24 protein-coding genes are annotated in these 25,403 nt (G+C 69.2%); 8 read left to right on the forward strand and 16 right to left on the reverse strand.

The genetic code is table 11. From position 1 onward, the window contains the following. Positions 1 to 8 precede the first annotated feature (8 nt). Positions 9 to 782: an alpha/beta fold hydrolase gene (locus NO345_RS12465; RefSeq protein ID WP_256299654.1), complete on the forward strand. Its 774-nt coding sequence runs from the start codon at positions 9 to 11 to the stop codon at positions 780 to 782. A gap of 29 nt (positions 783 to 811) precedes the next feature. Here NO345_RS12465 and panB read toward each other — a convergent pair whose 3' ends face one another. Further along, positions 812 to 1,624 carry a 3-methyl-2-oxobutanoate hydroxymethyltransferase gene (gene panB / locus NO345_RS12470; RefSeq protein ID WP_256299656.1) on the reverse strand — a complete coding sequence of 271 codons (813 nt, stop codon included), beginning with the start codon at positions 1,622 to 1,624 and terminating at the stop codon, positions 812 to 814. Between the two features lie 280 nt (positions 1,625 to 1,904). Here panB and NO345_RS12475 point away from each other — a divergent pair, with 280 nt between their 5' ends. Then, entirely contained in the window at positions 1,905 to 2,126 is a 222-nt protein-coding gene (locus tag NO345_RS12475; protein ID WP_256300244.1) for a DUF5822 domain-containing protein, read from the forward strand. A 7-nt stretch (positions 2,127 to 2,133) separates the two neighbouring features. Here NO345_RS12475 and NO345_RS12480 read toward each other — a convergent pair whose 3' ends face one another. Continuing rightward, entirely contained in the window at positions 2,134 to 2,658 is a 525-nt protein-coding gene (locus tag NO345_RS12480; RefSeq protein ID WP_256299657.1) for an HAD family hydrolase, read from the reverse strand. 107 nt (positions 2,659 to 2,765) lie between these two features. On the opposite strand from NO345_RS12480, the gene NO345_RS12485 reads away from it, so the two are divergent. Together NO345_RS12485 and NO345_RS12490 are read left to right on the forward strand one after the other, a co-directional pair. Continuing rightward, a complete protein-coding gene (locus tag NO345_RS12485) occupies positions 2,766 to 3,104 on the forward strand; it encodes a cupin domain-containing protein (RefSeq protein WP_256299658.1) in 339 nt (112 codons plus the stop codon). Positions 3,105 to 3,196: 92 nt separating this feature from the next. Next, complete coding sequence (locus NO345_RS12490; RefSeq protein WP_256299659.1) at positions 3,197 to 3,778, forward strand: MBL fold metallo-hydrolase; 582 nt, start codon at positions 3,197 to 3,199, stop codon at positions 3,776 to 3,778. Position 3,779: 1 nt separating this feature from the next. Here NO345_RS12490 and NO345_RS12495 read toward each other — a convergent pair whose 3' ends face one another. Together NO345_RS12495 and NO345_RS12500 are read right to left on the reverse strand one after the other, a co-directional pair. Continuing rightward, positions 3,780 to 4,583, reverse strand: coding sequence for an ATPase (locus tag NO345_RS12495; protein ID WP_256299660.1), 804 nt, complete (start codon positions 4,581 to 4,583; stop codon positions 3,780 to 3,782). Further along, the gene (locus tag NO345_RS12500; protein ID WP_256299661.1) at positions 4,580 to 4,846 is read right to left on the reverse strand and encodes a DUF5827 family protein; all 267 of its coding nucleotides are present in this window, start codon (positions 4,844 to 4,846) and stop codon (positions 4,580 to 4,582) included. Before NO345_RS12500 ends, NO345_RS12495 begins: the two co-directional genes overlap by 4 nt. A gap of 505 nt (positions 4,847 to 5,351) precedes the next feature. Here NO345_RS12500 and NO345_RS12505 point away from each other — a divergent pair. After that, positions 5,352 to 7,202, forward strand: coding sequence for a histidine kinase N-terminal 7TM domain-containing protein (locus NO345_RS12505; protein ID WP_256299662.1), 1,851 nt, complete (start codon positions 5,352 to 5,354; stop codon positions 7,200 to 7,202). A 45-nt stretch (positions 7,203 to 7,247) separates the two neighbouring features. On the opposite strand, the gene sod is transcribed toward NO345_RS12505, so the two are convergent. From sod to NO345_RS12535, 6 genes are all read right to left on the reverse strand, one after another. Then, complete coding sequence (sod, locus tag NO345_RS12510; protein WP_256299663.1) at positions 7,248 to 7,859, reverse strand: superoxide dismutase [Mn]; 612 nt, start codon at positions 7,857 to 7,859, stop codon at positions 7,248 to 7,250. Between the two features lie 62 nt (positions 7,860 to 7,921). Beyond that, positions 7,922 to 9,604, reverse strand: coding sequence for a sensor histidine kinase (locus NO345_RS12515; protein ID WP_256299664.1), 1,683 nt, complete (start codon positions 9,602 to 9,604; stop codon positions 7,922 to 7,924). 94 nt (positions 9,605 to 9,698) lie between these two features. Continuing rightward, entirely contained in the window at positions 9,699 to 10,604 is a 906-nt protein-coding gene (locus NO345_RS12520) for a UbiA family prenyltransferase (RefSeq protein WP_256299666.1), read from the reverse strand. Positions 10,605 to 10,717: 113 nt separating this feature from the next. Then, a complete protein-coding gene (locus NO345_RS12525) occupies positions 10,718 to 12,139 on the reverse strand; it encodes a cryptochrome/photolyase family protein (RefSeq protein ID WP_256299668.1) in 1,422 nt (473 codons plus the stop codon). Between the two features lie 55 nt (positions 12,140 to 12,194). Beyond that, positions 12,195 to 12,791: a DUF8173 domain-containing protein gene (locus tag NO345_RS12530; protein ID WP_256299670.1), complete on the reverse strand. Its 597-nt coding sequence runs from the start codon at positions 12,789 to 12,791 to the stop codon at positions 12,195 to 12,197. Between the two features lie 95 nt (positions 12,792 to 12,886). Continuing rightward, positions 12,887 to 13,957: a phosphotransferase family protein gene (locus NO345_RS12535; protein ID WP_256299672.1), complete on the reverse strand. Its 1,071-nt coding sequence runs from the start codon at positions 13,955 to 13,957 to the stop codon at positions 12,887 to 12,889. Positions 13,958 to 14,121: 164 nt separating this feature from the next. On the opposite strand from NO345_RS12535, the gene NO345_RS12540 reads away from it, so the two are divergent. Beyond that, entirely contained in the window at positions 14,122 to 15,336 is a 1,215-nt protein-coding gene (locus tag NO345_RS12540; RefSeq protein ID WP_256299674.1) for an acyl-CoA dehydrogenase family protein, read from the forward strand. A gap of 75 nt (positions 15,337 to 15,411) precedes the next feature. On the opposite strand, the gene NO345_RS12545 is transcribed toward NO345_RS12540, so the two are convergent. The 4 genes from NO345_RS12545 to NO345_RS12560 all read right to left on the reverse strand — a co-directional run bounded on the left by NO345_RS12545 (position 15,412) and on the right by NO345_RS12560 (position 21,519). Beyond that, entirely contained in the window at positions 15,412 to 17,271 is a 1,860-nt protein-coding gene (locus NO345_RS12545; protein ID WP_256299676.1) for a response regulator, read from the reverse strand. A 72-nt stretch (positions 17,272 to 17,343) separates the two neighbouring features. After that, complete coding sequence (locus NO345_RS12550; RefSeq protein ID WP_256299678.1) at positions 17,344 to 19,230, reverse strand: ABC transporter ATP-binding protein; 1,887 nt, start codon at positions 19,228 to 19,230, stop codon at positions 17,344 to 17,346. A 102-nt stretch (positions 19,231 to 19,332) separates the two neighbouring features. Then, positions 19,333 to 19,926, reverse strand: coding sequence for a GNAT family N-acetyltransferase (locus NO345_RS12555; RefSeq protein ID WP_256299680.1), 594 nt, complete (start codon positions 19,924 to 19,926; stop codon positions 19,333 to 19,335). Positions 19,927 to 20,064: 138 nt separating this feature from the next. After that, complete coding sequence (locus NO345_RS12560) at positions 20,065 to 21,519, reverse strand: hypothetical protein (protein ID WP_256299681.1); 1,455 nt, start codon at positions 21,517 to 21,519, stop codon at positions 20,065 to 20,067. A 208-nt stretch (positions 21,520 to 21,727) separates the two neighbouring features. On the opposite strand from NO345_RS12560, the gene NO345_RS12565 reads away from it, so the two are divergent. Further along, on the forward strand, positions 21,728 to 22,504 hold the full coding sequence (locus NO345_RS12565; protein ID WP_256299683.1) for an SDR family NAD(P)-dependent oxidoreductase: 777 nt from the start codon (positions 21,728 to 21,730) through the stop codon (positions 22,502 to 22,504). Positions 22,505 to 22,628: 124 nt separating this feature from the next. Further along, a complete protein-coding gene (locus NO345_RS12570; protein WP_256299685.1) occupies positions 22,629 to 23,636 on the forward strand; it encodes a TIGR04024 family LLM class F420-dependent oxidoreductase in 1,008 nt (335 codons plus the stop codon). Between the two features lie 26 nt (positions 23,637 to 23,662). Here NO345_RS12570 and NO345_RS12575 read toward each other — a convergent pair whose 3' ends face one another. Together NO345_RS12575 and phoU are read right to left on the reverse strand one after the other, a co-directional pair. Next, positions 23,663 to 24,727: a phosphate signaling complex PhoU family protein gene (locus NO345_RS12575; protein WP_256299686.1), complete on the reverse strand. Its 1,065-nt coding sequence runs from the start codon at positions 24,725 to 24,727 to the stop codon at positions 23,663 to 23,665. Between the two features lie 2 nt (positions 24,728 to 24,729). Further along, positions 24,730 to 25,401, reverse strand: coding sequence for a phosphate signaling complex protein PhoU (phoU, locus tag NO345_RS12580; RefSeq protein ID WP_256299687.1), 672 nt, complete (start codon positions 25,399 to 25,401; stop codon positions 24,730 to 24,732). Positions 25,402 to 25,403: the final 2 nt, after the last annotated feature.

Here is a 25,403-nt window from a genome sequence, read left to right on the forward strand (position 1 = left end):
TCCGTTCCATGCAGCAGGTCAGTCATCACGGTCGAACGACGACATACGACGAGTTCGACCGTGGCGGGTCCGGGGAGACGGTACTGTTCGTCCACGGGAGCGGCGGGAGTCGACGCCTCTGGAAGTCCCAGGCACGGCTCGCCGACGAGTTCCCCGTGGTCGCGCTCGACCTCAGCGGCCACGGCGGCGCGAGCGACACCGACGCGAGCGCCGGCTTCGAGTCGCTGTCGGCGTACGCAGACGACGTGCTCGCGGTGGCCGACGAGGTGGACGCCAGCGTGCTCGTCGGCAACTCGTTGGGCGGTGCCGTCGCCCTCCACCTCCTCCTCGAACGGGACGCGGAGTTCGACGGCGTGGTGCTCGCAGGCACGGGCGCGAAGCTGGCGGTGCTCGACGACCTCCAGGGCTGGCTCGCCGACGACTTCGAGCGCGCCATCGAGTTCCTCCACGGTCCGGACCGGCTGTTCCACGACCCCGACCCCCGGCTCGTCGAGCTGTCGAAGGAGAGCATGCGTGCCTGCGGGCGAGCGGTCACGGAGCGCGACTTCCTGACCTGCCACGAGTTCGACGTGAGGGACGAACTCGACGGCCTCGACGTCGAGACGCTCTGTGTCGTCGGCGAGCACGACCGGCTGACACCGCCGCGCTACCACGACTACCTCGCCGACGCGATGGACGGCCGCGTCGCCGTCGTCGAGGATGCCGCCCACCTCACGATGCTCGAACAGCCGGACGCGTTCAACAGCGCGCTCGGCCGGTTCGTCGCCCGCGTGCAGGAGTAGCGTCGAGCGTTCGGGAGGGTCGTCCGGTCTCAGTAGATGCCGTCGAGCTCGTCCTCGACGTGGCTGTGCTCCTCGGCCGGGAACTCGCCGGACTCGACGGCGTCGCGGTAGGCGTCCACGGCGTCGGCCATCGCCGCGCGCACGTCGCCGAACTCCTCCACGAACGACGGCGTCCACGACGAGAGACCGACGGCGTCGTCGACGACGAGCACCTGCCCGTCGCAGTGCGGCCCCGCGCCGATACCGATGGTCGGCATCGACACGGTCGCGGTCACCTCGCGGGCGACGTTCGCTGGCACGTGCTCCAGCACCAGCGAGAACGCGCCGGCCTCCTCGTGGGCGACCGCGAGGTCCAGCATCTCCGCGGCGGCCTCCTCGGTGGTGCCCTGTCGTGCGTAGCCCAGCTGGTTCACGCGCTGGGGCGTCAGCCCGAGGTGGGCCATCACCGGGATGCCGAGCTGGCTCATCCGCTCGGTCAGCTCGACGGTGTGCGGTCCGGATTCGAGCTTCACCGCGTGTGCGCCGGCCTCCTTCAGCATCCGGCCCGCGTTCTCGATGCTCTCCTTCTCGTCGTGCCCGTAGCTCAAGAAGGGCATGTCGGCGACGACCAGCGCATCCTCGGTCGCTCGCGAGACGGCCGCGGTCGCGCTCGCCAGCTCGTCTACCGTCACCGGGAGGGTCGACTCGTGGCCGAGCTTCGTGTTGCCGATGCTGTCGCCCACCAGGATAACGTCCACGCCCTGCTCGTCGACGATCTCCGCCGTCACCGCGTCGTACGCGGTGAGCATCGTGACCGGCTCGTCACCCGCCTTCTCTCGCACGTCACGCACCGTGGTTCGCATGTACCGAGTTTGCTCGGCATCGCTCAAACGCCTGCCGGTTCCGTGACGACTGGGGTTCACATACCACGGTGCGGCAGTCGCCGGGACAGCTGCGCCCCTGAGGTTTACAACCAGCGTAAACCTTCGGTCGGGATAGCGGCCACCGGGGGCACCACCGCCTGCCCGCGAAATCGGCAGACCTTACCCGCTGGCGGGGTCAGCACCGTCCGTGAGCGATGCAGACGCCGAGGCGGACGACCCGGAGCCCGTCAGCAACCCGGAGCAGGCGGTCGACGCGGCCGTGGGCGGGGGCGACGTGGACGAGGGTGTCGACTACGCGTGGGTGATGCGGACGACGTTCGTCGTCACCATCCTCGTCGGTGTCCCCCTCGTCACCCTGCTCTCGATCCCCGTCGCCCTCCCGACGTGGAACGCGCGCGCCGAGTTCGCGGTCCGTGTCGGTGCCGTGGTCTGGTTCGTCACCGCCATCGGCGTCTACCTCTACGCGTCACGCAAGCGCTGAAACAGGGTCACTCGACCCACTCGAAGCCGGTGCCTGCGCGGTCGGCCGTGACGGCGTCGCGTTCGGAGTCGCCGACGAACAGCACGTTCTCGGGCGAGAGCCCCAGTCCGTCGACCGCGTGGAGCAGCGGCTCGGGGTCGGGCTTCCACGTCGAGACCGTGTCGCGGCCGACGACCGGCCCCACGTGGCCGGCGAGGTCGTGGGTGTCGAGGGCGACCCGGCAGGCGGCCTCGCAGTTGAGCGAACAGACGGCGACGGGACGGTCCTCGCGGGCGAGTACGTCGGCGTGCGGGAGGAGCCGCGACTCGCGGGCTCCCTCGCGCTCGTGGGCCGCGATGGCCGCCTCCACGTCGTCGTAGAGGCCGTGCTCGCGTGCCCCGCCGAGCATCGTCCAGAGGTCGCTGTCGTCGGGGCTGATGCCCGCGTCGGCGTACACCGCCTGCACGTCCCTGGCGACCGCGTCCCAGTCGACGACGAGGTCGACCAGCGTCCCGTCGAGGTCGTAGACCACGCCAGCGTACTCGCTCGTCATCGACCGACGGTTGGGCCGAGCCGCGGTTGAGCGTGTCGGTTCGCGGCGTCGGTCTGCTCCACCACGGCACCTAGCTTCTTGGCCGCGGCAGCCCAACCTCGTCGTGTATGTCCTACACGAAAGCCAGCACGGACGACGTTGAGTCGGTCGTCCCCGAGGAGTACGGCGGGATGTGGTTCCTCAGGGACGCACTCGATACGGAGGCGCTGGGCGTGACGATCCTCGAACTCGAACCCGGTGCGAAGGGCAAAGAGCACGACCACGAGGGCGACGGACAGGAGGAGGTGTACGTCGTCGTCGCGGGCGAGGTCACAGTCGACCTCGGGGACGAGACGGTCCACGTCGGCGAGCACGAGGCGATCCGGCTGTCCGCCGGCCAGACGCGGCAGCTACACAACGACGGCGACGAGCGTGCCCAGCTCGTACTCGCCGGGGTGACGCCGTAATCGTTCCGGACGGACCGTAGCCGGGCCACGGTATCGCCGCGACGACGGCCGCGTCCGGAACGGTCAAACCCGTCGGGACGGTACGGTCGGCCATGATAACGAACCTCGCCGCTGGCGTGCGGGCGTTCACGAGCAACGCCTTCCTGGTCGACGGCGAGCGGACGGTGCTCGTCGACACGGGCGCGAACTTCGACGTCACGGAGCGGGTCGCCGACCACGGCGGCATCGACGCCGTCGTGATGACCCACACGCACCCGGACCACGTCGGCAACCTCGGGGACGTGAAACGCGAGTTCGACGTGCAGGCCTGGGGCTTCGACACCGACCAGCAGGGTATCGACGAGCCCATCGCCGACGGGGAGACGGTCCGCCTCGGCGACAACGAGTACGTGGCGCTCCACACGCCGGGACACAAGAACGACCACCTCTGCTTCTACAGCGAGGCGGCGGGCGTCCTCCTCGCGGGGGACCTCGTGTTCCAGAACGGGAGCTTCGGCCGCACCGACCTCGAGGAGGGAGACCACGACCTGCTCGTCGAGAGCATCGACCGCGTGCTCGACCTCGTCGACGAGGACCTGGGCGAGATGCACGTCGGGCACGGCCCGTCGATGACAGACCGGCCGTACAGCCACATCGAACTCGCCGCCCGGATGGCCCGGTCGGCGGGACCCTGACTCAGGAGAGCGCGGCCGTCACGAGCGCCTCGTAGGCGACCTCGTAGGCGTCGGCGACCGTCGCCGGATGCGACCGCTCGTCTGCCGAGAGCGCGGGCAGCGCACAGCTCGCGAGCGGGTCACAGAACGACAGCACGTCCTCGACGCGTTCCTCCAGCCGTCCCTCGCGCGGACTCCCGCTGACGGCCTCGCAGGCCCGTCCGTACCGGCCGCCGTCGTAGACCCTGGCGCGTTCGGGTTCGACGACGGCGACGGCGTCGAAGGCGACGTCCCGGAGCGGGAGCGCGATGTCGGCGTAGGACTCGACGACCGCCCGGTCGGCCGCCCGGACCGTCTCCCGTATCTCCGCGAGCGCCGGGGCGTGCAGCTGCTCCATCACCGCGTTGAGCTCGTCCAGGGTCCGGACACGGTGGGCGTCCGCGAGCGGCAGGTGCTCGCGGGCGTCCTCCGGTACGTCCGCGCGCTCGTTGACGACGAACTCGTCGCCGACCCGGTCGAGCACGAACTGGCGGTGGCCCGCGCCGATGATGCCGGTGTCGCTCCCCGGTGCGGGCCGCCAGAGCCGGTGGAGTGGGTTCAGGTCCTCCGGGTCGGAGTCGCCCGGGCTCGCGACGGCGAGGCGCTTCGCGTCCTTGCCGTAGAGCCGGCCCTCCGTGACGGCGGCGAGGTAGTCGTCGTGGTCGAACCAGTGGTCGTTGCCGGCGCGGGGCTTGAACCCCGTGGCGTCGAGGTACTCACAGAGTCCGGTCGAGAAGGTGGTCTTGCCCGCGTCGACGCGTGCGTCACCGGCGACGAGCAGCCTCATGTGTCGAGGCCGTAGTACCCGGGCTCGTCGTCGGACCGGGGTGTGGCGACGACGAGGTCGTCCGCGTTGGTGATGACCCACGGGATGGCCCAGTCGAGCAGGACGTCCTCGGTCTCGCGGTCGAGTTCGGCGTCGGTTCCGAGCCCCTGCAGGAGACGGGCGATCTCGTAGACGGTGTACATCTGGTCGGCTTCGAGGAGTTCGTCCGGCTCGTAGAAATCACACGGGTGAAGATCGTCGAATTCCGACTTCTGAACGGGCATGCGCCCCCGTAGGACCGTGCGCGACCTAAAGCGTACGGTCCACGGCCGTCGCTCACGGATCCAGATCGGCCGAACGGGGGAGACCCCCGTCCGTTCGACCAGGCGACGGCCCGGCCGGCAGGATGACAGGCAGTGGTGTGCGGCGTGCCGGTCGTCGGGTCCGGGTGCAGTGTGCGAGTGTGTCGGCTCGCGAGTGGTGGTGGTGGTGCTGCGCTCTGCTGTCGGTTCACCGTCGGACGACGGTGAGCAACGGACACCGCAGTGGCACGGTGGGACTGCGGCGCGTGGCAGCAACCGTAGCTACCCCCCGGCGCTGCGTAAAACTATCGGATTTAATATATATATATATATATTCTGCTCCGAGTTCTGGGGTGGCCTTCGGAGCAGTCCATAGCTCTCGGTAGCGTGTGGCCCCGTGGGGACCTGGACCCGTACCCGTCGCTGCGTGGCCGTCCCACGCTCCGTGGCCGGGTCATCTAAGTGGACGGGCCGACTGCTATCGGTAATGCTCGGGGGGCTCCCGATCACCACACTGTACCAGATGGTACTCGTCGCCACGACGGGACTGGCGTTCGTCGTCGCCGGTGTGGCCTGGCGGAACCGGCCCAACACCGGTGCCCGCTACCTCGCGCTGACCGCACTCGGTGCGGCCGCCTGGACCGCACCGTCGCTCGCCCAGAGTCTGACCCCCTCGCTGTTCGTCGACGAGCTGTTCAGTCGGCTCGCGTACATCGGTGTCACCCTCGTCCCGCCGTCCTGGTTCCTGCTGGCGGCCGAGTACACGGGACACGACAGACTCCACGACCGGCGGGTCCGGACGGGGCTCTGGAGCGTCTCGGCCGTGATGGTTGTCGTCGCCTGGTCGGGACTCGTCTTCGACCACGGACTCGTCTACAGCCGGGTCTTCGAGGACCCGGGGACGCTGACCGGCATCGGGGTCGATCACGGAGCTGTGTTCTACCTCTGGACCCTCTACGCCTACGGCCTCGTCTTCGGGGCACTCTCGATGTTCGTCGGGTTCTTCTACCGGTCGACCGACCTCTACCGGCGGCAGGCCGCGGTGGTCGTCCTGGCCGCGCTCGCGCCGCTGGTCGGGAACCTGCTCTACGTGACCGAGACCATCGCCGTAGACGGGACACCGTTCGGGTTCGCCCTCGGGAGCGCGGCGCTCGCCTTCGGCGTGTTCGAGTTCAGCCTGACCGACGTGACACCCATCGCCCGCGAGTCGCTGATGACGAACATCAGGGACGGCGTCGTCGTCCTCGACGCCGAAGGTCGCATCACGGACGTGAACCCGGCGGCCAGCCGACTGCTCGGGCTGGATGGCTCCGTCATCGGACGGCGGGTGAGCACCGTCCTCGACGGCCCCGTCGGCGACATCGCGGCGGACGTCGGGGACCGCGAGACCCAGACCCTCGTCACGCTCGACTCCGCCAGCGGCCGTCGGTACGTCGACGTCCGGGTGTGGCCGCAGTCCGACGACCGCGGCCGCTCGCTCGGGCACCTGTTCTACCTCCGCGACGTGACCGAACGCGAGCACAGGGAGCGCGAGCTGGAGCGACAGAACGAGCGGCTCGACCGTTTCGCGAGCCTCGTCAGTCACGACCTGCGCAACCCGCTGTCGGTCGCCGAGGGCTACGTCGAACTCGCCCAGGACACCGACGACGTCTCCCACCTCGACGACGTCGTCGTCGCCCACGAGCGGATGGAGGAACTCATCGAGGACGTGCTCGCGATGGCCCGCGAGGGCGAGACGGTCACGGACCTGGAGGCGGTCCGCATCGAGGAGGTCGCCCGGGCGGCCTGGGCCACCGTGGAGACCAACGGTGCGACGCTCGAGGTCCGGACCGACGGGACCGTCCGTGCGGCACCCACCCGACTGCGACGACTGTTCGAGAACCTGTTCCGGAACGCCGTGGAACACGGTTCCACGAGCCCCCGCTCGCACGCTCGCGGGGACGCCGTCGAGCACGGCTCGACGAGCCCTCGTTCGACTCCGTCTCACGAGGACGCCGTGGAACACGGTTCCACGAGCCCCCGCTCGCACGCTCCCCGGGACACCGTCGAGCACGGCCCAAACGGGGCGACAGCCGAGCTGACCGTCATCGTCGGCGACCTGGCCGACTCCATCGACGACGGGCCGGCCGGGTTCTACGTGGCAGACGACGGTATCGGCATCCCGGCCGACAGCCGCGCGGACGTCCTGGACGACGGGTACACCACGAACGAGGACGGCACCGGGCTGGGGCTCTCTGTCGTCCAGTCCATCGCCGACGCGCACGGCTGGACGGTGCGGGTTACGGAGGGCGACTCCGGCGGTGCCCGGTTCGAGTTCGCCGGCGCTGTCGTGGACTGACTGCGGGGCCTGCGCGAAAAATGTCGATGGTGTACGGCGCTTCGATTACTCGAAGTGGTCGACCGACTTCTCGTACTCCTCGGCGACCTTGTCCCAGTTGACCACGTCGAAGAAGTTGTCGATGAAGCTGCCGCGGTCCGGACCGTAGTCGTAGTAGTAGGAGTGCTCCCAGACGTCGAGCGCGAGGATGGGGTGTGCGCCCCAGAGCGCGCCCTGGTCGTGCTTGTCGACCTTGACGTTGCGGAGCTGCTTGGCGACCGGGTCGTAGACGAGCAGCGCCCAGCCACCGGCGGCCGAGGCAGCCGCCTCGAACTCGCCCTTCCAGCCCTCGTAGGAGCCGAAGTCCTCCTCGATACGGTCGGCGAGGTCGCCCTCGGGTTCACCGCCGCCGTTCGGGGACATGTTCTCCCAGAACAGCGTGTGCAGGTAGTGCCCACAGCCGTTGTGGGTCACGTTCCCGAGCGCGCCGGCGGACGATGAGTAGTCGCCGGACTCGCGGTTCTCGGCGAGGGTCTCCTCGGCCGCGTTCAGACCGTTGACGTACCCCTGGTGGTGTGTGTCGTGATGCCAGGTGAGAACCTGTTCGGAGATGGATGGTTCGAGTGCGTCGTAGTCGTACGGGAGCGGCGGCAGTTCGGCGTGTGATTTCTCGGCCATTTGTATCACCCAGTCCTACCATACGGTCGATTCCCGTTTAAAAGTTTAGAACCCGTATGCGTCTAGTTGACAACCTGGCTCTCGGCGGCCGCCGACGTCTCGATCTCGCAGGGGACGTGGAGCGTGATCGCGTTGCCGGTCTCGGCCTCGCTCTCGAAGTCGATGGTGCCACCGATGGAGCGGATACCCCAGACGGCCAGCCAGAGTCCCAGACCACTCGTGTGGTCGAGGGGGGTCTCCGTGCCGGACTTGAGCACCTCGCGCTGTCGCTTCGGGATGACGGGGCCGTCGTCAGCGACGGTCACCGAGACGTACCCGTCCGTCCCCGGTGTGACGAAGACGGTCACCACCGCGTCGTCTTCGGCCGCGCCGTTCTCGAGCAGGCTCCACAGGATCGGCTGGACGGTCCGGGGACAGTACACCGTCCCCTCCTCGGTCGTCCAGACGGCCTCGAACGAGGCGGTCGGGAACTGACTGCGGCCGCGCTCCAGAACGCGGTCGAGCATCGTCCCGAGGGGTTCGTACGCCTCCTCGTCCGCGCTCTCCAGCAGCCGCTCGATGCGACGTGCGGTGTCGCCGAGTGCGGCCACGTCGTTGGCGCGCTCCCGGATGGTCTCGACGAGCTCCAGCTCCTCGTCGTCGACGGTGGTCGAGAGCTGCTCGGCGCTGGCCGCGACGATGTTCATCTCGTTCCTGAGGTTGTGCCGGAGCACGCGGTTCAGCACGTCGAGGCGCTGTTCGTCGTGGGTCCGCTCGGTGACGTCCCGCATGGTCACCACCCGGCCGATACGGCGGTCGCTGCTGTTGGTGATGTCGGAGACCGTCACGTCGAAGTACCGGCGGCCGCGGCCAGTCTCGACCTCGACCGTGTCCTGGTCGCCGTCGCCTGCCTGCGGGTAGCCCGGGATCGCCCGCGCGGCGTCGCGGCCGAGCGCGGCGTCGGCGTCGTAGCCGAAGATGGTCGACGCGGCCGCGTTCGCGTCGACCACGCGGTTGCGTTCGTCGACGACGACGACGGGATCCTCCATCCCCTCGACGACGACGTCCCGGGCGATGGAGTCGGGCACGGGGACCGCGTCGAACAGGTCGAGCTCGTTCAGCGCCACGTAGCTCGCGACGCCGGTCACGAGGAACGCGATGGGGGTCGGGTCGAGCGCGACCATCGGGACGTGGAGGACGTGGACGAGGTTGCCGACCCAGGGGGCGATGACGGCGGCGAGCAGCGCGCCCGATTGGCGGCGGTGTGTCGGACTGCGGTCGAAGACGAGCGAGATGAACAGCAGCGACCCACCGAGGATGACGAGGTAGGCGTAGCCGATACCGAGGTAGAACAGCGGGCCGAACACGTGGTCGACGACGTAGGTACCGCCGCGCTCGACGAGCTGTGGGTCCTGGTAGATGAGGCCGTGGTGTTCGAACGTCGCGACGAAGCCGAAGACGACCGCCGGGACGACGAGGAGTGCCGCCGTCGACCAGCGGGTGACGTAGCGGTCACGCCCGGTGTACTCCAGGGCGAAGCAGAACCAGAACACGGGGATGGTGAGGCTCGCGAGCCACTGGAGCTTCATGAACGGCCGGCGCGTCGCCATCGTCTGGATGGGGAGTTCGAGGGCGTAGAACGCGGCCCACCACGCGACCGCGACGAGCATCGCCGCGAGCCACGCCGCTCCTGGTTTGGGCCGCTGATTGTACGCGAGCCAGGCGACTATCGTGGCCACGACGGCGGTGATGAGGAGCCCTGACATGGGAACGAGCGAGGGGGACATTTCGGAGCGGACCGATGTACTTCGGGTTCGCGTCCCACGCCCTTAACTCGACTGGCAATATCGAGGGGCGATTTCAGACGGCGACGAGCACGCAACAGAGCATCAGGAGGTACTGGCAGTCCCGGCAGGTGCCGAGCCGACCGCGGTCGACGTCACGCCCGACCAGCGCGGTGACCAGCAGCGAGTAGCCGACCGCGGGGACCAGCGCGAGCGCGAGGGGGACCGACAGCACGCCGGTCGTCGCCGCCCAGACGAGCAGGGCGAGGGTGACGACGTCGAGCGCGTAGAGCACGAACTGGGTGTGCCGGATGCCGAAGACGGTCGCCATCGTGGAGACGCCCTCGGCGCGGTCGCCGGCCACGTCACGAGCGTTGAGCACCTCGCCGGCGACGACGGTCTGGAGGAAGAAGAAGGCACAGACGGTCAGGGCGGCCGGCGTCACCGGCGCGTCGGCGTACGCGACCGGGATGAACGCGACGTAGGCGGCCCAGGAACCGGCGACGAGGACGGTGTTGACGACGAGCACGTCCTTCAGCCGGGTACCGCCGTCGACCGGGAGCCACGGCGTGCTGTACAGGACCGCGGCGGCCGCTGGGACGAGCGTCAACAGGAACGAGTCGAGGCCCTCCAGCGCCGCGAGTCCGAGTGCGAGGACGTACGCGCCGAGCGTGCCCACGAGCAGGGCCTCGCGGTTCCGGGCGACGAAGCTGGCGCGGCCGGGGCAGTTGACCTCGTCCTCGGCGTCGACCAGCTTGTTCGAGCCGTAGACGGAGAACGTGACGAGTCCGGCGAGCAGGACCGCCGTGGTGAGCGGCAACGACAGGAGCAGCGACACCACGACGACCTTCGTCGCCGCCACGAGACCGTCGAGTATCGACGCGTATTTCGCCGCTCCGAACGCGCGCTCGACGGCGACGGTCGGGTCGGGGAGACGGTAGGTGAACTGTTCGGGTTCGTACGGGCCGTTCGATTGACTCATAGACCGTACGACACAGTGTGCCGCGTGCGGAAATAGCTTTAGGAAAGTGCCAATAATGATTTCATGAAACGAAGAATTTTATCATCTACCGAAAAACTGGTCGGAACCGGAGGTCACTCGCCGCGTGCCGATTTGAACATGGAGAGCGCCCGTTCGCGTCGATCCCCGTGGTCGACGATGGGCCGCGTGTACTCCGGGGCACCCTGTTCGCGCAGCAGCTCGCTCGCCTCGTGCCAGCCGTGGATCAGGGACGGTTCGGCGTCGCGGAGCTCCGGCACGTACTGCGTGATGTACGCCGCGTCGGGGTCGTACCGCTCGCCCTGGGTCATCGGGTTGAAGATTCGGAAGTACGGCTGAGCGTCGGTCCCCGTCGACGCGGCCCACTGCCAGCCGCCGTTGTCGTTCGCGGTGTCGTGGTCGACGAGGTGCTCGCGGAAGTGGGCGTACCCCTCGCGCCAGTCCACCAGCAGGTCCTTGGTGAGGAACGAGGCGACGATCATCCGCACGCGGTTGTGCATGAACCCCTCCTCGCGGAGCTGGCGCATCCCGGCGTCGACGATGGGGTAGCCGGTCTCGCCGTCCTTCCAGGCCTGCAGCTCGTCGGGGTCGTCGCGCCACTCGATTGGGTGCTCGTACTCCTTGTAGTTCGCCGTGACGACGCCGGGGTTGAAGAAGAGGACGTGGTGGTAGAACTCCCGCCACGCGAGCTGGCTCTGGAACTCCTCGACGGACTCCCTGTCGGACTCCGTCTCGGCGAAGTCGGCGGCGACCGCTGTCTCCTCGTACACCTCCCTGACGCCGATGGTTCCCCACTTCAGGTCGGCGGAGAGCCGCGACGTGCAGGCCTCTGCGGGGTAGTCCCGGCGGTCCCCGTAGTCGTAGATGGGGCCGTCACAGAAGGCGGTGAGTCGCTCGCGTGCGGCCTCGGTGCCCGCCGTCGGGATGTCGGCCGTCGGTACCTCGAAGCCGAGGTCGGCGAGCGTCGGCAGCGGTTCCGGGTCGGGCAGGTCGTCGGCATCGACGAGGGCCTCGGCGTCGGGGGCGTCGACGGGGTCGGTCTTCGGCCGGTCGCGCCACTTCTTCCAGAAGTAGCTGTAGACGGAGTACGGTTCACCATCGTTAGTGGTGATGGAACCGGGCTCGTGGTGGAGCGCGTCGGTGACGGACTCACGCGCCACGTCGACCTCGTCGAGTCGCTGTCGGACCGCGGCGTCGCGCTCGGTGGCGAGGCCGGAGTAACCCTCGGCCCACGTCACCGACTCGGCCCCGAGTTCCGTGGCGAGCTCGGGGACCACCTCCCGGGGGTCGCCGTGGCGGACGAGGAGCTCGCTCCCCCGGTCGCGGTAGGCGTCTCTGAGGTGGGCCAGCGCGTCGAGCATGAACGCGACCCGGTTCGACGAGCCGTGGGCGAGCACGTCATCGTCGAAGACGAACACGGGAGCGACGGGGCCGCGGTCGTCGGCCCGGTCCGTCGCCGTCGTGAGGGCCAGGTTGTCGGCGACCCGGAGGTCGTCGCGGTGCCAGTGCAGTTGCATACCCGTTGGAACTGGTGGTTCCACCCTTAAGCTGGTGCCAACGGGCGGCGACGGCCTACACCTTCCGGTCCGGCGGGACGACGCGGTCGGTGCCGACCCGGACGCCCGGCCGGGTCCTGATCCCAGCGCCGAAGCCGAAGACGGCGGCGAGAACTGCGATTGCGAGTCCGTAGGCGGGTACCGTGACGCTCGCACCCGCGACGACCACGGCACCGACGATACCCCAGCCGAGGTGGTCGGCACCGACGAGGTCGGCGGCGGCCTGACAGAGCCCGACCAGCCCGATGGCCGTCCAGACCGTTCCGAGGCCGACGAGGACGAACAGCACCGGCATCGCGATGAGCGAGACGATCTGGTCCTGGCCCGCGGCGAACCAGAGGATGGCGATGCAACCGGCGTAGACGACGGCGACGACGCTCCCGATGAGGAACGAGGAGAGCATGCTCCGGCGGACACGCTCGACGGCCGTCGTCCCGTAGTCGGGGAACAGTCCGACGACCAGTATCCCGAGCAGTAGTGTCGAGGCCGAGAGTATCGCGGCCCGAACCGGAACCGAGAGCGTCCAGAACGCGTCGAGCTCCCCCGGTCCCGTCACCGATGCTGTCGCTGCCGTGCCAGCCCCCACGCTGGCGAGTGTGGCGAACGCCCCCATAGCAGCTCCCATGCTCCAGGTTACCAAAGAAGTATCGGTTCTATTGGCAGAGCTTCTGTCACGTTGGACAGGGTGAAGAAATCCCGTGGCCCCGGCTACAGCGGCTCCTCGCCGTCGATGATGCGCTGTGCGCGGTCGGCCAGCGCCGGGACCGCCTCGCGCATCTTCGGGTAGAGCGGGTCGTCGGCGTCGCCCGCGAGGTGGCGGGCGAAGAACATCTCACCGAGACCGGCGAGCTTGTACACCGCCAGCGCACGGTAGAACCGGTCGTTCGTGTACTCGATGCCGGTCGCCGCCTCGTATCGGTCGACGAGTTCCCGCCGTCTCGGGTACCCCTCGTTCTCGAGGAACGTGTCGAAGAACTCCTCGGAGACGGTGTCGGGGTCGCCCGCGTCGCGCCAGAACGACAGCATCCAGCCGAGGTCCGTCAGCGGGTCGCCGAGCGTGCTCATCTCCCAGTCGAACACCCCGACGAGTTCGGGCTCGTCGGCGAGGTCGTACATCACGTTGTCCAGCTTGTAGTCGCCGTGGACGAGCGTGTGCGGGTGCCCCTCGGGTGCGTTCTCCTGCAGCCACTCCATCACGTCGTAGATGGCCGGCACCTCGCGCTCGTCGCTGGTCTTCGAGAACGCCCACGTGAGCTGTTCGGACCAGCGCCGGACCTGTCGCTGGGTGAACCCCTCGGGGTGGCCGAACTCGGAGAGCCCCACCGCGTCGACGTCGACGGTGTGGACGGCCGCGAGCGTGTCCACCAGCTCCTCGCCGACGCGCTGGCGGTCCGCCGGGTCGGCCAGGGGGTCGCCGTCCGCGCCGCGGAGGACGGTGCCGTCCAGGCGCTCCATCAGGTAGAAGTCGCTCCCCACGATGTCGTGGTCGTCGCAGGCGAGGACGGTCCGCGGCAGGGGCACGTCGGTCGACTGGAGCGCGTCCACGACCGAGTACTCCCGCAACACGTCGTGGGCCTTCTCCGCCGTCTCGCCCGGCGGTGGCCGCCGGAGCACCAGCTCCTCGCCGCCCCAAGTGACGAACAGCGTCTCGTTGGAGTGGCCGGCCTGGTGGCGGCGTACCTCGAAGTCGTCGGCGTCGCCGAGGTTCGCCCGGAGGTACGACTCTAGGGCCGCCTCGTCGACGAGTCGGTCGAAGTACTCGTCGGATGCGTCTGTCACGGCCGGGACGACGTGTGGGTCGTAGGAATAACCTCGGGTCACGGCAGCTAACAATGTTAAAACGGGGTCGAAATGTCCGCTACCGCCCGCGGACGAGGAGGAACGCCGAACGAGTTCCCTGCTGTGTGGGACCGTTTTTCACCCCGGCGTCCGAAGCAGGCGACATGGAGTACCACGACCCGGACGTCGGACGGGAGGTCGCCGAGCGCGCCCGCGAGTTCGTCGAGCAGGAGGTCATCCCCGTCGAGCGGGAGTGGCTGGGCAGCGATTCCGTCCCCGACTCGGTCGTCGACGACCTGCGCGAGACCGCCCGCGAGTACGAGGTGTACGGCCCGCAGATACCGGCGGAGTACGGTGGACTGGGGCTGGACTTCCGTGCGATGCTCCCCGTCTTCGAGGAGGCCGGCCGGAGCCTGCTCGGCGGGCTCGCGATGCGCTGTGCCGCCCCCGACGAGGGGAACATGCACACCCTCGAGATCGTCGGCACCGACGCACAACAGGAGCGCTGGCTCGCGCCGCTCGCTGCCGGCGAGATCAACTCGGGGTTCTGCATGACCGAGCCGATGCAGGGCGGCGGCTCGGACCCGAAGATGCTCAGTACCGAGGCGCGCAAGGACGGCGACGAGTGGGTCATCGACGGCCACAAGTGGTGGACGACCGGCGGCGCAGACGCCGACGTCTTCCTCGTCATGGCCCGCACGGACCCCGACGCCCACCCCTACGAGGGTGCGAGCATCATCCTCGTGCCCCGGGAGACCGACGGCGTCGAGGTCGTCCGCGACATCCCGCACATGGGCGGCGAGCCCGTCGGCTCCAGCCACTCGGAGGTCAAATTCGACGGCGCACGCGTCCCCGTCGAGAACACGCTCGGTCCGGAGAACGCCGGTTTCGCGGTCGCCCAGCGCAGACTCGGCCCCGCGAGACTCACACACTGCATGCGATTCGGCGGGATGGCGGACCGTGCGCTCGACATCGCGACCGCCTACGCCAGCGAGCGGGAGGCCTTCGGCGAACCCATCGCGGAGAAGCAGGCGCTCCGGTTCCGCGTCGCCCGCCAGCGCACCCGACTGCACGCCGCGCGGACGATGATCCGGCACGCGGCCGACGACATCGCGGCCGGCGAAGAGGCCCGCATCGGTGTCGCCATGGCGAAGGTGTTCACCGCGAACGTCGTCCAGGACGCCATCGACGAGTCGGTGCAGATCTGCGGCGGCAACGGCATCGGGAAGGACCTGCCGCTCGCGGACTTCTACGAGAACGTCCGCGCGTTCCGCATCATCGACGGCGCGGACGAGGTCCACCTGCGCAGCATCGCCCGCGAGGCGTTCGCCGAGCCGAAGCTGGACGAACTGGAGAACGTCACCCGGTTCGGGCAGTAGAACGCCACCACCTCGGGCAGTAGAACGCCACCACCTCGGGCAGTAGAACGCCACCGCCTCGGGCAGTACCAGGGTTCAGGTCCGGATCTCGAACCGCGCCCCGCCGTCCGCCGAATCGGCGAGGTCGACCGTCCAGCCGTGGGCGCGAACGACGCGCTCGACGATGGCCAGCCCGAAGCCGGTGCCGTTCGAGTCCGAGCTCCGGCCCGCCTCGAACAACCCGTCGCGGACGGACTCCGGGACGCCGACGCCGTCGTCGGCGACGTAGAAGCCGCTGGTCGCCAGCGTGCCCACCGCCACCGTGAGCTCGCCGTCTGTGTCGTCGGGCAGCGCGTGGTCCAGCGCGTTCCGGTAGAGGTTCTCGAACACCTGCAGCAGCCGGTCCCGGTCGGCGTCGACGGTCGAGTCGTCCTCGACGGTCAGCGTTGCTGCTCCGGAGTCGACGTTCGCCCAGGCGTCCCGGGCGACCGCCTCGACGGACACCGGCTGCTTCCCCCCGATCTCCCGGCCCTCGCGGGCGAGCGTGAGGACGCCCTCGATGATGCTCTCCATCCGCTCGTGGGCGTTCGCGATCTCCACGAGGTGCTCGTGGTCGATATCGTCGCGGACGAGGTCGAGGTAGCCACGCGCCACGCTCAGCGGGCTCCGCAGGTCGTGGCTGACGAGGTGTGCGAACTCGTCGAGCCGTTCCTTCTGTCGCTCCAGCTCGCGTTCGCGCTCTTTGAGCGCCGTGATGTCGGAGGAGATCCCGCAGACGCCGACTGGCTCGCCGTCGTCGCCGTACAGCGGTACCTTCACCGAGTAGTAGATGCGCTCTCGTCCCTCGAACTCGCCGGACTCCTCGGTCTGGACCGGTTCCCCGCGTTCGACTGCCAGTCGGTCGTTCGTGCGGACGGCCTCGGCGTACTCCTCGTCCTGCAGGTCGAAGTCGGTCTGTCCGACCGCCTCGCCGGGCTCCAGGTCGAGCAGCTCCCGGAACTGGTCGTTGATGAGCTGGTAGCGACCGTCCCGGTCCTTGATGTAGATGTTCGCCGTGGTGTTGTCGAGGATGGCCCGCAACTGCTCGTTCGTCCGCCGCAGGTCCGCCTCGCTCTCGAGCCGGTCGAACGCCTGCGTGACGTGAGTCACGAGCAGCTCGGCCAGCTCCTTGTCGGTCTCGGTGAAGGCGTGTGGTTCCTCCGAGATGGCCTGGAAGACGCCGTAACGACCGACGGGCACGCTGACCGCGGAGCGAAACTCCGGCTGGTCCGGTTCGGCGATGCTGTCCTCGAGAACGTTCCGGACCAGCACCGACTCCCGCTCGCGATAGGTGTGACCGAGGACGCCGTCGTCGACGGTCGGGAGATCGCCGTCCGGTCGGTAGCTGCGCTCCGTCAGCGGGACGAACGTGTCGTCCTCGAGGACGTAGACGCCCGAGACGTCGAAGTCGAGGATGCGCTCCGCAGCGACCAGCGCCTGGTCGACGACCGTCTCGCGGTCGTGCGCGCCGGCGATGGCGACGGCGTGGTGGTGCAGTCCCTCGAGCCGGCCGCGCGTCTCCGCCAGCCCGCGCTCGGCCCGGTACTGGTCGACGGCGTTCCCGATGCGTCGCCGGAGGAACTGCCGTGCCTCTGTCCCGGTCTTGCGGAGGTAGTCGGTGACACCGGCGGAGATGGCCTCGCTGGCCACCGACTCGGAGCCCTGCCCGGTGAACATGATGAACGGGAGTCCCTCGTCGCGCTCTCTGACCGCCTCGAGCAGCTCGAGGCCGTCCATCCCTGGCATCTCGTAGTCGCTGACGACGCAGTCGACGTGGCCCTCGTCGAGCCGGGCGAGTGCGTCCTCGCCGTTCGTCGCGACCAGACAGTCGAGTCCCGCGGCCTGCAGGGACTCCGCCGTCGTCCGGGCGGTGTCGCGGTCGTCGTCCACGCAGAGGACGCGGAGGTTGTCTGGCATCCGTCTTTGAGGGAAGACCCGCGGATTCGACATGATTCTTGCGCTTACAGGTCGCTATCCGGGAGCGTGGTATCAGCTCCCTGTGGACGCACCGAACACGCTGTCGGGGATGTCCTCGACCTCGCCGGCCTGGACGCCCCACAGCGTGGCGTAGAGGCCGTCCACGTCGAGCAGCTCGTCGTGGGTGCCGCGTTCGACGACCTCGCCGCCGTCGAGCACGAGGATGCCCTCGGCGTCGCGCACCGTCGAGAGCCGGTGGGCGATGACGAACGTCGTCCGCCCCTCGCTGACGGCGTCGAGGCTGCGCTGGATGTGCACCTCCGTCTCGGTGTCGACGTTCGAGGTCGCCTCGTCCAGGACGAGGATGGGCGGGTCCTTCAGGACGACGCGGGCGATGGCGAGCCGCTGGCGCTGCCCGCCGGAGAGCTTGACCCCGCGCTCGCCGACCCGGGTGTCGTAGCCGTCCGGGAGGTCGGCGATGAACTCGTGGGCCTCGGCGGCCTTCGCGGCCTCGCGCACCGCCTCGTCGCTGGCCTCGAACCGGCCGTACCGGAGGTTCTCGGCGATGGTGCCGTCGAAGAGGAACGGGTCCTGCGAGACGTAGCCGACGCTCCGGCGCAGCGAGTCGATGGTCACGTCGCGCACGTCGTGGCCGTCCACCGTCACCGCGCCCGAGTCCACGTCGTAGAGCCGCATGAGGAGCTTCACGACGGTGGATTTCCCCGCGCCGGTCGGCCCCACGAGCCCGACGGTCTGGCCGGGGTCGACGGCGAAGTCGACCTCCCGGAGCACCGTCTCGCCCTCGTCGTAGGCGAAGGTCACCTCGTCGTACTCGACCCGCCCGTCGACGTCGGTCAGCGGGGCGGCGTCGTCGGCCTCCTCGACGTGCGGGGGCACGTCCATCAGGCCGAAGACACGCTCGCCGGAGGCCTTCGCGTTCTCGTACCAGTCCACGAGGTTCGACGCCTGCGAGAGCGGCTCGACGAACCGCTGTGTCAGCAGGAGGAACACGACGAAGTCGCCGACGGTGAGCTGCCCCGCGAGGCCGAGCGGCGGCCCCTGGAACAGCCACAGCCCGCCGACGACGAACGTGACCGCGAAGGAGATACCAGCCAGCAGTTCCATCCCGGGTCGGTAGAAGTACGACAGCGTTAGCACCGACATGTGGGCGTCGTAGAGGTCCCTCGATGCGGACCTGACCCGGCCGGTCTCGTAGGACTCGGTCGCGCTCGTCTTGACGAGTTCGACGCCCGAGAGCGCGTTCTCCAGTCGGGTGTTGAGGCTCCCGACGTTCGAGCGGACCCGGCGGTAGCGCGGTTCGACGAGCCGCATGAACCAGTACGTGAACCCGACCATCAGCGGGAGGAACGCGAGCGTGACGACCGCCAGCGCCACGTTCAGGTACGCCAGGATGGCGGCGATGCCGACGATCATGACGACGATGCGGAGGCCCTCGCTGAGCGCGTCGTCGAGGAACGTCTCCAGGTTCGAGGCGTCGTTGTTCAGCACCGACATCACCTCGCCGGTCTGTTTCTCGTCGAAGAAGGCCATGTCGAGCGCCTGCATCGCGTCGAACGTGTCCGTCCGGACCGCGTGCATCACGCCGTGGGCGAACCGGTTCATCGTCACGCCCCAGACGAACGTCCCCACGCCGGTCAGGACGAAGCCCGCGACGATGAGCGCGACGGAGAGCCAGAACTGCGCCGCTGGCTCGGTCGGCAGCATCGACCCCGGCACGAGCGGCAGCGAGTAGCTCCCGTTGCCGTTGAACACGGCGTCGATGGCCGTTCCGAGGACGAGCGGTGGCAGCAGGCTGGCGCTTCGTCCGACGACGTTGGCGACGTTGCCGGCGACGAACCACCGCAGCCGCGGCAGCCCGTACTCGCGGAAGAGCCGGACGAGCGGGCGGTCCACGTCGGCGCGATACTGGTCGAACGGTTTCTCGTCGTCGCCGGACATCTGGTCATCGGGGGGTCGACAGCGAGGTACTTCCGTCCATCGAATGTCGGGGAGTCTCGCCGGTTCGACCGGCGGGGGAGTCTGGTTAGAGAAGCGGGGGAGTCAGGCTCTGGCGGCGGGGGCGAGCTGGCTCTCGGCGGCGGTGGGGCCGTCGAGCGGGAGCCGCATCTCGAGTTCGACGCCGGAGCGGTCGATTATCTCGAAGCCGAGCTTCCGGTACACCGAGATGGCCGTCCGGTTGTCGCTGTCGACGTTGAGCCGGAGCGCCCGGTGGCCGGCCGCGGCCGCGTGGGCGATGGCGTGTCTGGTGAGTTCGGTGCCGAGCCCGCGGCCGTGGTACGCGGGGTCCACGTAGACGAGGAACTCCGGTTCGTCGCCGTCGTCGGGGGCGAAGCCGGCGTGGCCGACGACACGGTCGCCGTCCCGCGCGAGCAGGTTGGTGCCCCGCGACAGCAGTCTGTCGAGCCAGCCACGGATCTGTCCCTCCGTGACCGGCGGAAGCCCCATCGAACGGTGCTCCTGCGGGTAGTCGCGGTACATCTCGAGGAGCGCGGCCGGTGGCTCGGTGCTGTCGCGAACCGGCTGGATCAGGTAGCCGGTGCCGTGCTTCCCGACGAACCGCGGGCAGCGCGGCGGGCAGTACGGCGTCCCCTCGCAACTGTCGGCGTTCCAGCCCCCGCAGACGTTCGATGCCATCCTGATATCACTGTCCGTAGCTACGCACCGGACCGACGAGGTAACTCGCCCGCCTATGTGCGGGGTTTAAATATCTAACTGGCTGGCGGTCGCGATCTGACAGATCGACAGGAACAGCGGGAAGGCCCCCGACGACACTCAGACCGAGGAGAGTGAGGGATCGTCGTCCACGTCCTCCAACAGCTTCCTGATGGTGTACTCCTCCGTACCCGTCGGCGAGAGCACCATCTCCTCGAGCTCCGCGTCGAGGTCCGCGACGTCGGCCTGCTCGGTCTCCTGCTGGAGTTCGGCGAACGTCGCCATCGCATCGGCCGGCTCGTCGGTGTCGGTCGTCGGGTCCCCATCTCCCTCGAAGTCGGTACTGTTCCTGTCCTCGTCGTCGAACGCGAGATCGGCGGCCGAGGCGAACGAGCCGCCCGCTCCGAACTCGTCGGCGGAACCGAGTTCGTCGTCGGGCGCGCGCTCCGCTGGACCCGTCTCCGGCGCGTGGTCGCACTCTCCGCTGGGTTCGACACGGCCAGGGGTGTCGTCGACGGTCCCGTCAGCAACGACGGGGTCCGCAGTCTCGTCTGGGGCCACCGGGTCGACCGACTCCGGCGTATCGACCGAAAACGGTTCAGATGCCCCGGCCTCTGTGCCGTCGCCCGTGGTCGGGTCCGCCGACTCGAACACCGACGCCGCGAACTCGTCCGGGTTCGGGTCGGCGGACCGCGGGCGCTGTGTCCGTGCGGCGACCGCCCCCGTCAGTTCGGTCACGACGAGCCCCGAGACACGGTGGTCGTCGCCGAGTGCGGTGACGATGCGCTCGGCCTGCCAGTTCGTCCCGATGGCGACGTCGAGCACCCGCCACGCGCCGCCGTCGCGGTCGTCCGCGTCGGCGTACAGCACCGAGAGCGCGTTCGTCAGGTCCTCCAGGACGGAGACGTCGCGCTCGCCCCGGTCCGCCGACTCGACCGACAGCCGCAGGTGGTAGTAGCGGTCGTGGTCCCCGTCCGAGCCGCCGCCGGCGATGGCGTCGGCAGCATCGTCGACGACGGCCCGCGGCGGCGCGTCGAGGCCGTCACCGGGGTTCGGGAGCTCGGCGAGCGTCGGCACGGCCACGTCGGGCGCGTGGAGCGCCTCGTCGGGGACGAAATCGGCGACCGCCGCCGTCCCCGCGGCGTGCCCGCCCCCCGTGAGCAGTGTCTCGTCGAGCACCTGTGGTTCGGTGTCCCGCGCCACCGCCCGCACGGACTCGACCGTCGGCGGCGTGAGCAGCGAGAGCGCGGTTTCGGGCGCGTCCAGCCAGACCGCGAGCACGATGCGGCGCGACTCCCCGGGCTCGAGCTCGCCGCGCCAGACGAGCTCGCCGCCGTCGTAACAGGTCCAGCCGTCCCCGCCGTACTCCGGGTGGTAGCCGACCCGGTCGGCACCGACCCTGGCCGGGAGCTGTTCGACGATTCGCACCTCTGTGCGTGCCTCGCGTTCCGACCGGAGCTCGTACGAGATGGCCGGTAACGGCAGCGACTCCACGTCTAGTCGTTTCGCGACGACGATGCCCCCCCGGGCGACCGTCATCCCGTGTCGACGGGTGTCCCCATTCGAGTGTTCCATTGATATCCCCCCTGCTTCAACGACCCATATTTCAACTTAGAAATAGTTATATCTTTCCTACAATTCCGGCGAGGCGAACTGTTGCTTTTAGCGAGAGTGAACTGGGAACGATTCGCACGGAGTTTCACGCCGCCGCCTTCACCCATCTTTATTGCCCGCAGTCCGTACGGTACGACAGCATGACACACGAAGAGCGGGAGGCGGTTCGATGAGCACCGAACAGTTCGCGGTCGACGGCGACGTGGCCATCGTCACCGGTTCGTCGAGCGGTATCGGTAAATCCATCGCGGAGCGCTTCGCCGACGACGGCGTCGACGTGGTGGTCTGCTCGCGCGAACTCGACAACGTCGAACCGGTCGTCGAGGGTATCGAGGAGAGCGACCGACCCGGCAGCGCGCTCGCGGTCGAGTGCGACGTGACCGACCGCGACGCCGTCGAGGCCCTCGTCGAGGCGACCGTCGAGGAGTTCGGCGGCATCGACGTCCTCGTCAACAACGCCGGCGCGTCGTTCATGGCGAACTTCGACGACATCTCGGAGAACGGCTGGAAGACCATCGTCGACATCAACCTCACCGGGACCTACCACTGTACGCAGGCCGCCGCGGAGCACCTCAAGGGGAGCGGCGGCACCGTCATCAACCTCTCCAGCGTCGCCGGCCAGCAGGGCGCGCCGTGGATGAGCCACTACGCCGCCGCCAAGGCCGCCGTCGAGAACCTCACGAAGACGCTCGCGTTCGAGTGGGCCGACGACGACGTCCGCGTCAACTGCATCGCGCCCGGCTTCGTCGCCACGCCCGGCGTCGCCAGCCAGATGGGCGTCACCGCCGACGAGATCGACCGCGACGAGGTCAAACGCCGAATCGGGCTGAGCGAGGAGATCGCCGACATCGCGCAGTTCCTCGCCTCGCCCGCGTCGTCGTACGTGGTGGGACAGACCATCACGGCCGGCGGCGTGCCGAACATCATGGAGAACCCGGACGTCTGAGGACCCGAGCAGCGTCCCCGGGGACCCCCCCTGAACCACGGCACGCGCGTTCATCTCGGTTCCACGTTCCTCGCACGAAAATGGGGAGTTATCAAGGCCCTCCGGCCCAAAGGCCTGCAGTATCGTGACAGAGTACCACGTCCACCTGCCGGTCGCCGCACAGGACTCGGTGCAGGACTTCGTCGACATGGCCGTCCGCGCCGAAGAACTCGGGTACGACTTCGTCTGGCTCCCCGAAACCTGGGGCCGGGACGCGGTCACCGTGATGACGAGCATCGCCCACGCCACGGAGGAGGTCGGCATCGGCTCCTCCATCATGAACGTCTACTCGCGGTCGCCCGCGCTGCTGGCACAGACCGCCGCGACGCTCCAGGAGGTCTCCGACGGCCGGTTCCGCCTCGGCATCGGCCCGTCGGGCCCGGCGGTCATCGAGGGCTGGCACGGCGTGGACTTCGGCAACCCGCTCCGACGCACCCGCGAGTACGTCGACATCGTGAAGATGGTGCTCCGGGGCGAGGAGCTGGACTACGAGGGCGAGTACTTCAACCTCTCCGGCTTCCGGCTGCGGTGTGACGCACCGGAGCCGCGGCCCAAGGTCGACGCCGCCGGGATGGGCCCGAAGGCCGTCGAACTCGCGGGCCGGTTCGCCGACGGCTGGCACGCCATCCTGTTCACGCCGGCGGCGATGCGCGACCGCCTCGATGACTTCGACCGCGGCGTCGAGATGGGGGACAACGACCGGGCGGAGCAGGACGTGACGCTCTCGCTGACCTGTGCTGCGCTCGACGACGGCGAGCGCGCGCGCCACCTCGTCAAGCAGCACTCGGCGTTCTACGTCGGCGCGATGGGAACCTACTACCGCGACTCCCTGGCCCGTCAGGGCTACGAGGACGAGGCCCACCAGATCGCCGCGGACTGGATGAACGGCGACCGCGAAGCCGCCATCGACACGTTCACCGACGAGATGCTCGACGCGTTCGCCGCCGCGGGGACGCCGGAGCGTGCCCGCGAGGAGCTCGCGAAGTTCGCCGACATCGACGGCGTCGACAACGTCAGCATCGGCTTCCCGCGCGCCGCCTCCCGCGACGAGATCCACGAGACGCTCGCGGCGCTCGCGCCGGACCAGCACTGAGCCGCTGGGTGGGAGGGCCGCCGTGCTCAGGGTGCCGACTCGCCATCGGCGGCCTCGCCTGTGCGCCCGACGTCACCGGAGCCGTCGACGCAGGACTCCCCCGTCGTGGCACGGAGTGCCGCCCGGGTGACTGCACGCCCTCCCTCGGCGGTTCGTGCGACCGAGTCCAGCGCGCGCAGGAGCCGCGGGTCGGCACCCGACGCCGCGTCGAACAGCGCCGTCTCCGCGGTCTCCAGTTCCGTCGCCAGTGACTCGTAGCGCGCGAGCAGGTCGGTCACCGCGTCGACGGTGGCCCCATCGAGCACCAGCGCGGTTGCGTCCTCGAGGAGTGCTCTGGCGTCGACCGCGACGTCGTCGAACGACTCCGCGAACCCCTCGGGCAGCGGTCGGTCGACCGAGCCGGCGACCCGTGCGACCGCGACGCTCTCGTCGGCGAGCCGTTCGTACTCGCGGGCCACCCGACAGTGTGTGAACAGTTCGGGGCGGCTCACCCCGAGGGCGTCGGTCTCCTCGAAGTCGCTGAGCGAGCGGTTGAAGTGGCGGACGACCATGGCCGCGAGCCGGTGGACCTCGGCGGCGCGCTCGCGGACGTCGGCCGGCAGAGCGTCGGTCCCGGCGACGAGGGCGTCGACGGCCGACCGGTGCATCGACAGCGCGATGAACTGCAGCTGCAGCACGGACTGCTGGACGGACACGTCGCCCGCATCGAGCAGGCTTCGCACCGTGACGGCTCCCTCGTCGGCGGAGACGACCTGCAGCCCGACGGTGTCACGGGCGACGCTCGTGACCCGGCGTCGCTGGGCGTCGTCGAACCCGTCGGATGCGGCCAGCGTCATCTCGTCGACCCCGGCGGCGTACAGCCCCCTGAGCACCTGCTCGATGGTCTCCGGCGGCCCGGTGCCGACCTCGACGGTGCGTTCCGAGAGCCCCTCGCCGTCGGTCCTCGAACTCCGGACGACGAGCGAGCCGTCGTCGTGCGTGTAGAGGTGGACGTGCTCGCCGGCCTCGATGTGGTGTTCGTGCGCCCAGTCCTTCGGCACCGAGACCGTGTAGGTCGACCCGCCGACCTTCTGAACCTTCCTTCGTTCCATTGTCAGTAGATGAGCGTCCGGTCGCTGTCGACCATGTACGCCGTGCGCGCCGCGATGTTCACCGCGTGGTCGCCGACCCGTTCGAGGTCCCGGACCGTCAGCAGGAGCCGCGACACGTCGTCGAGGACGCGCTCGACCGACCACGCGTCGTCGACGTGCTCGCGCTCGATGAGCGCCCGGACGAGCTGCTCGCTCGCCCGCAGCCCGTGGGCGTCGACCTCGTCGTCGCTGTCGGCCAGGGCGTAGCAGGCCTCGACGTCCTCGTCGACGTAGGCCGAGATCGCGTCCTCGACCATCGCGAGCACGTCCTCGGCGATGGCGACCACGTCGATCTCGGGTACGCTGCTGCGCTGGTCCGTCAGCGCGTACGTCCCGAGGTTCGACGCGAGGTCGCCGACGCGTTCGAGGTCGGTGAGTATCTTGAACGACGCGGCGACGACCCGGAGGTCGGAGGCGACGGGCTGCTGGAGCGCGAACAGGTCGAGACACTCGTTCTCCAGTGCGACGTAGCGGTTGTTCACCTCGTCGTCGCCGTCGACGACGCGGCGGGCGGCCTCGTCGTCACCCGCCAGCGCGGCGACGCCGAGCGAGAGCCGGTCGGTCACCAGCTCGCCCATCCCGGCCACGTCGGTACGGAGGGTGCACAGCTCGTCCCGGTAGCCTTCGCGCGCCACGC

This window comes from Haloarchaeobius salinus (genome assembly GCF_024464185.1).
In the GTDB taxonomy this organism is placed as follows: domain Archaea; phylum Halobacteriota; class Halobacteria; order Halobacteriales; family Natrialbaceae; genus Haloarchaeobius; species Haloarchaeobius salinus.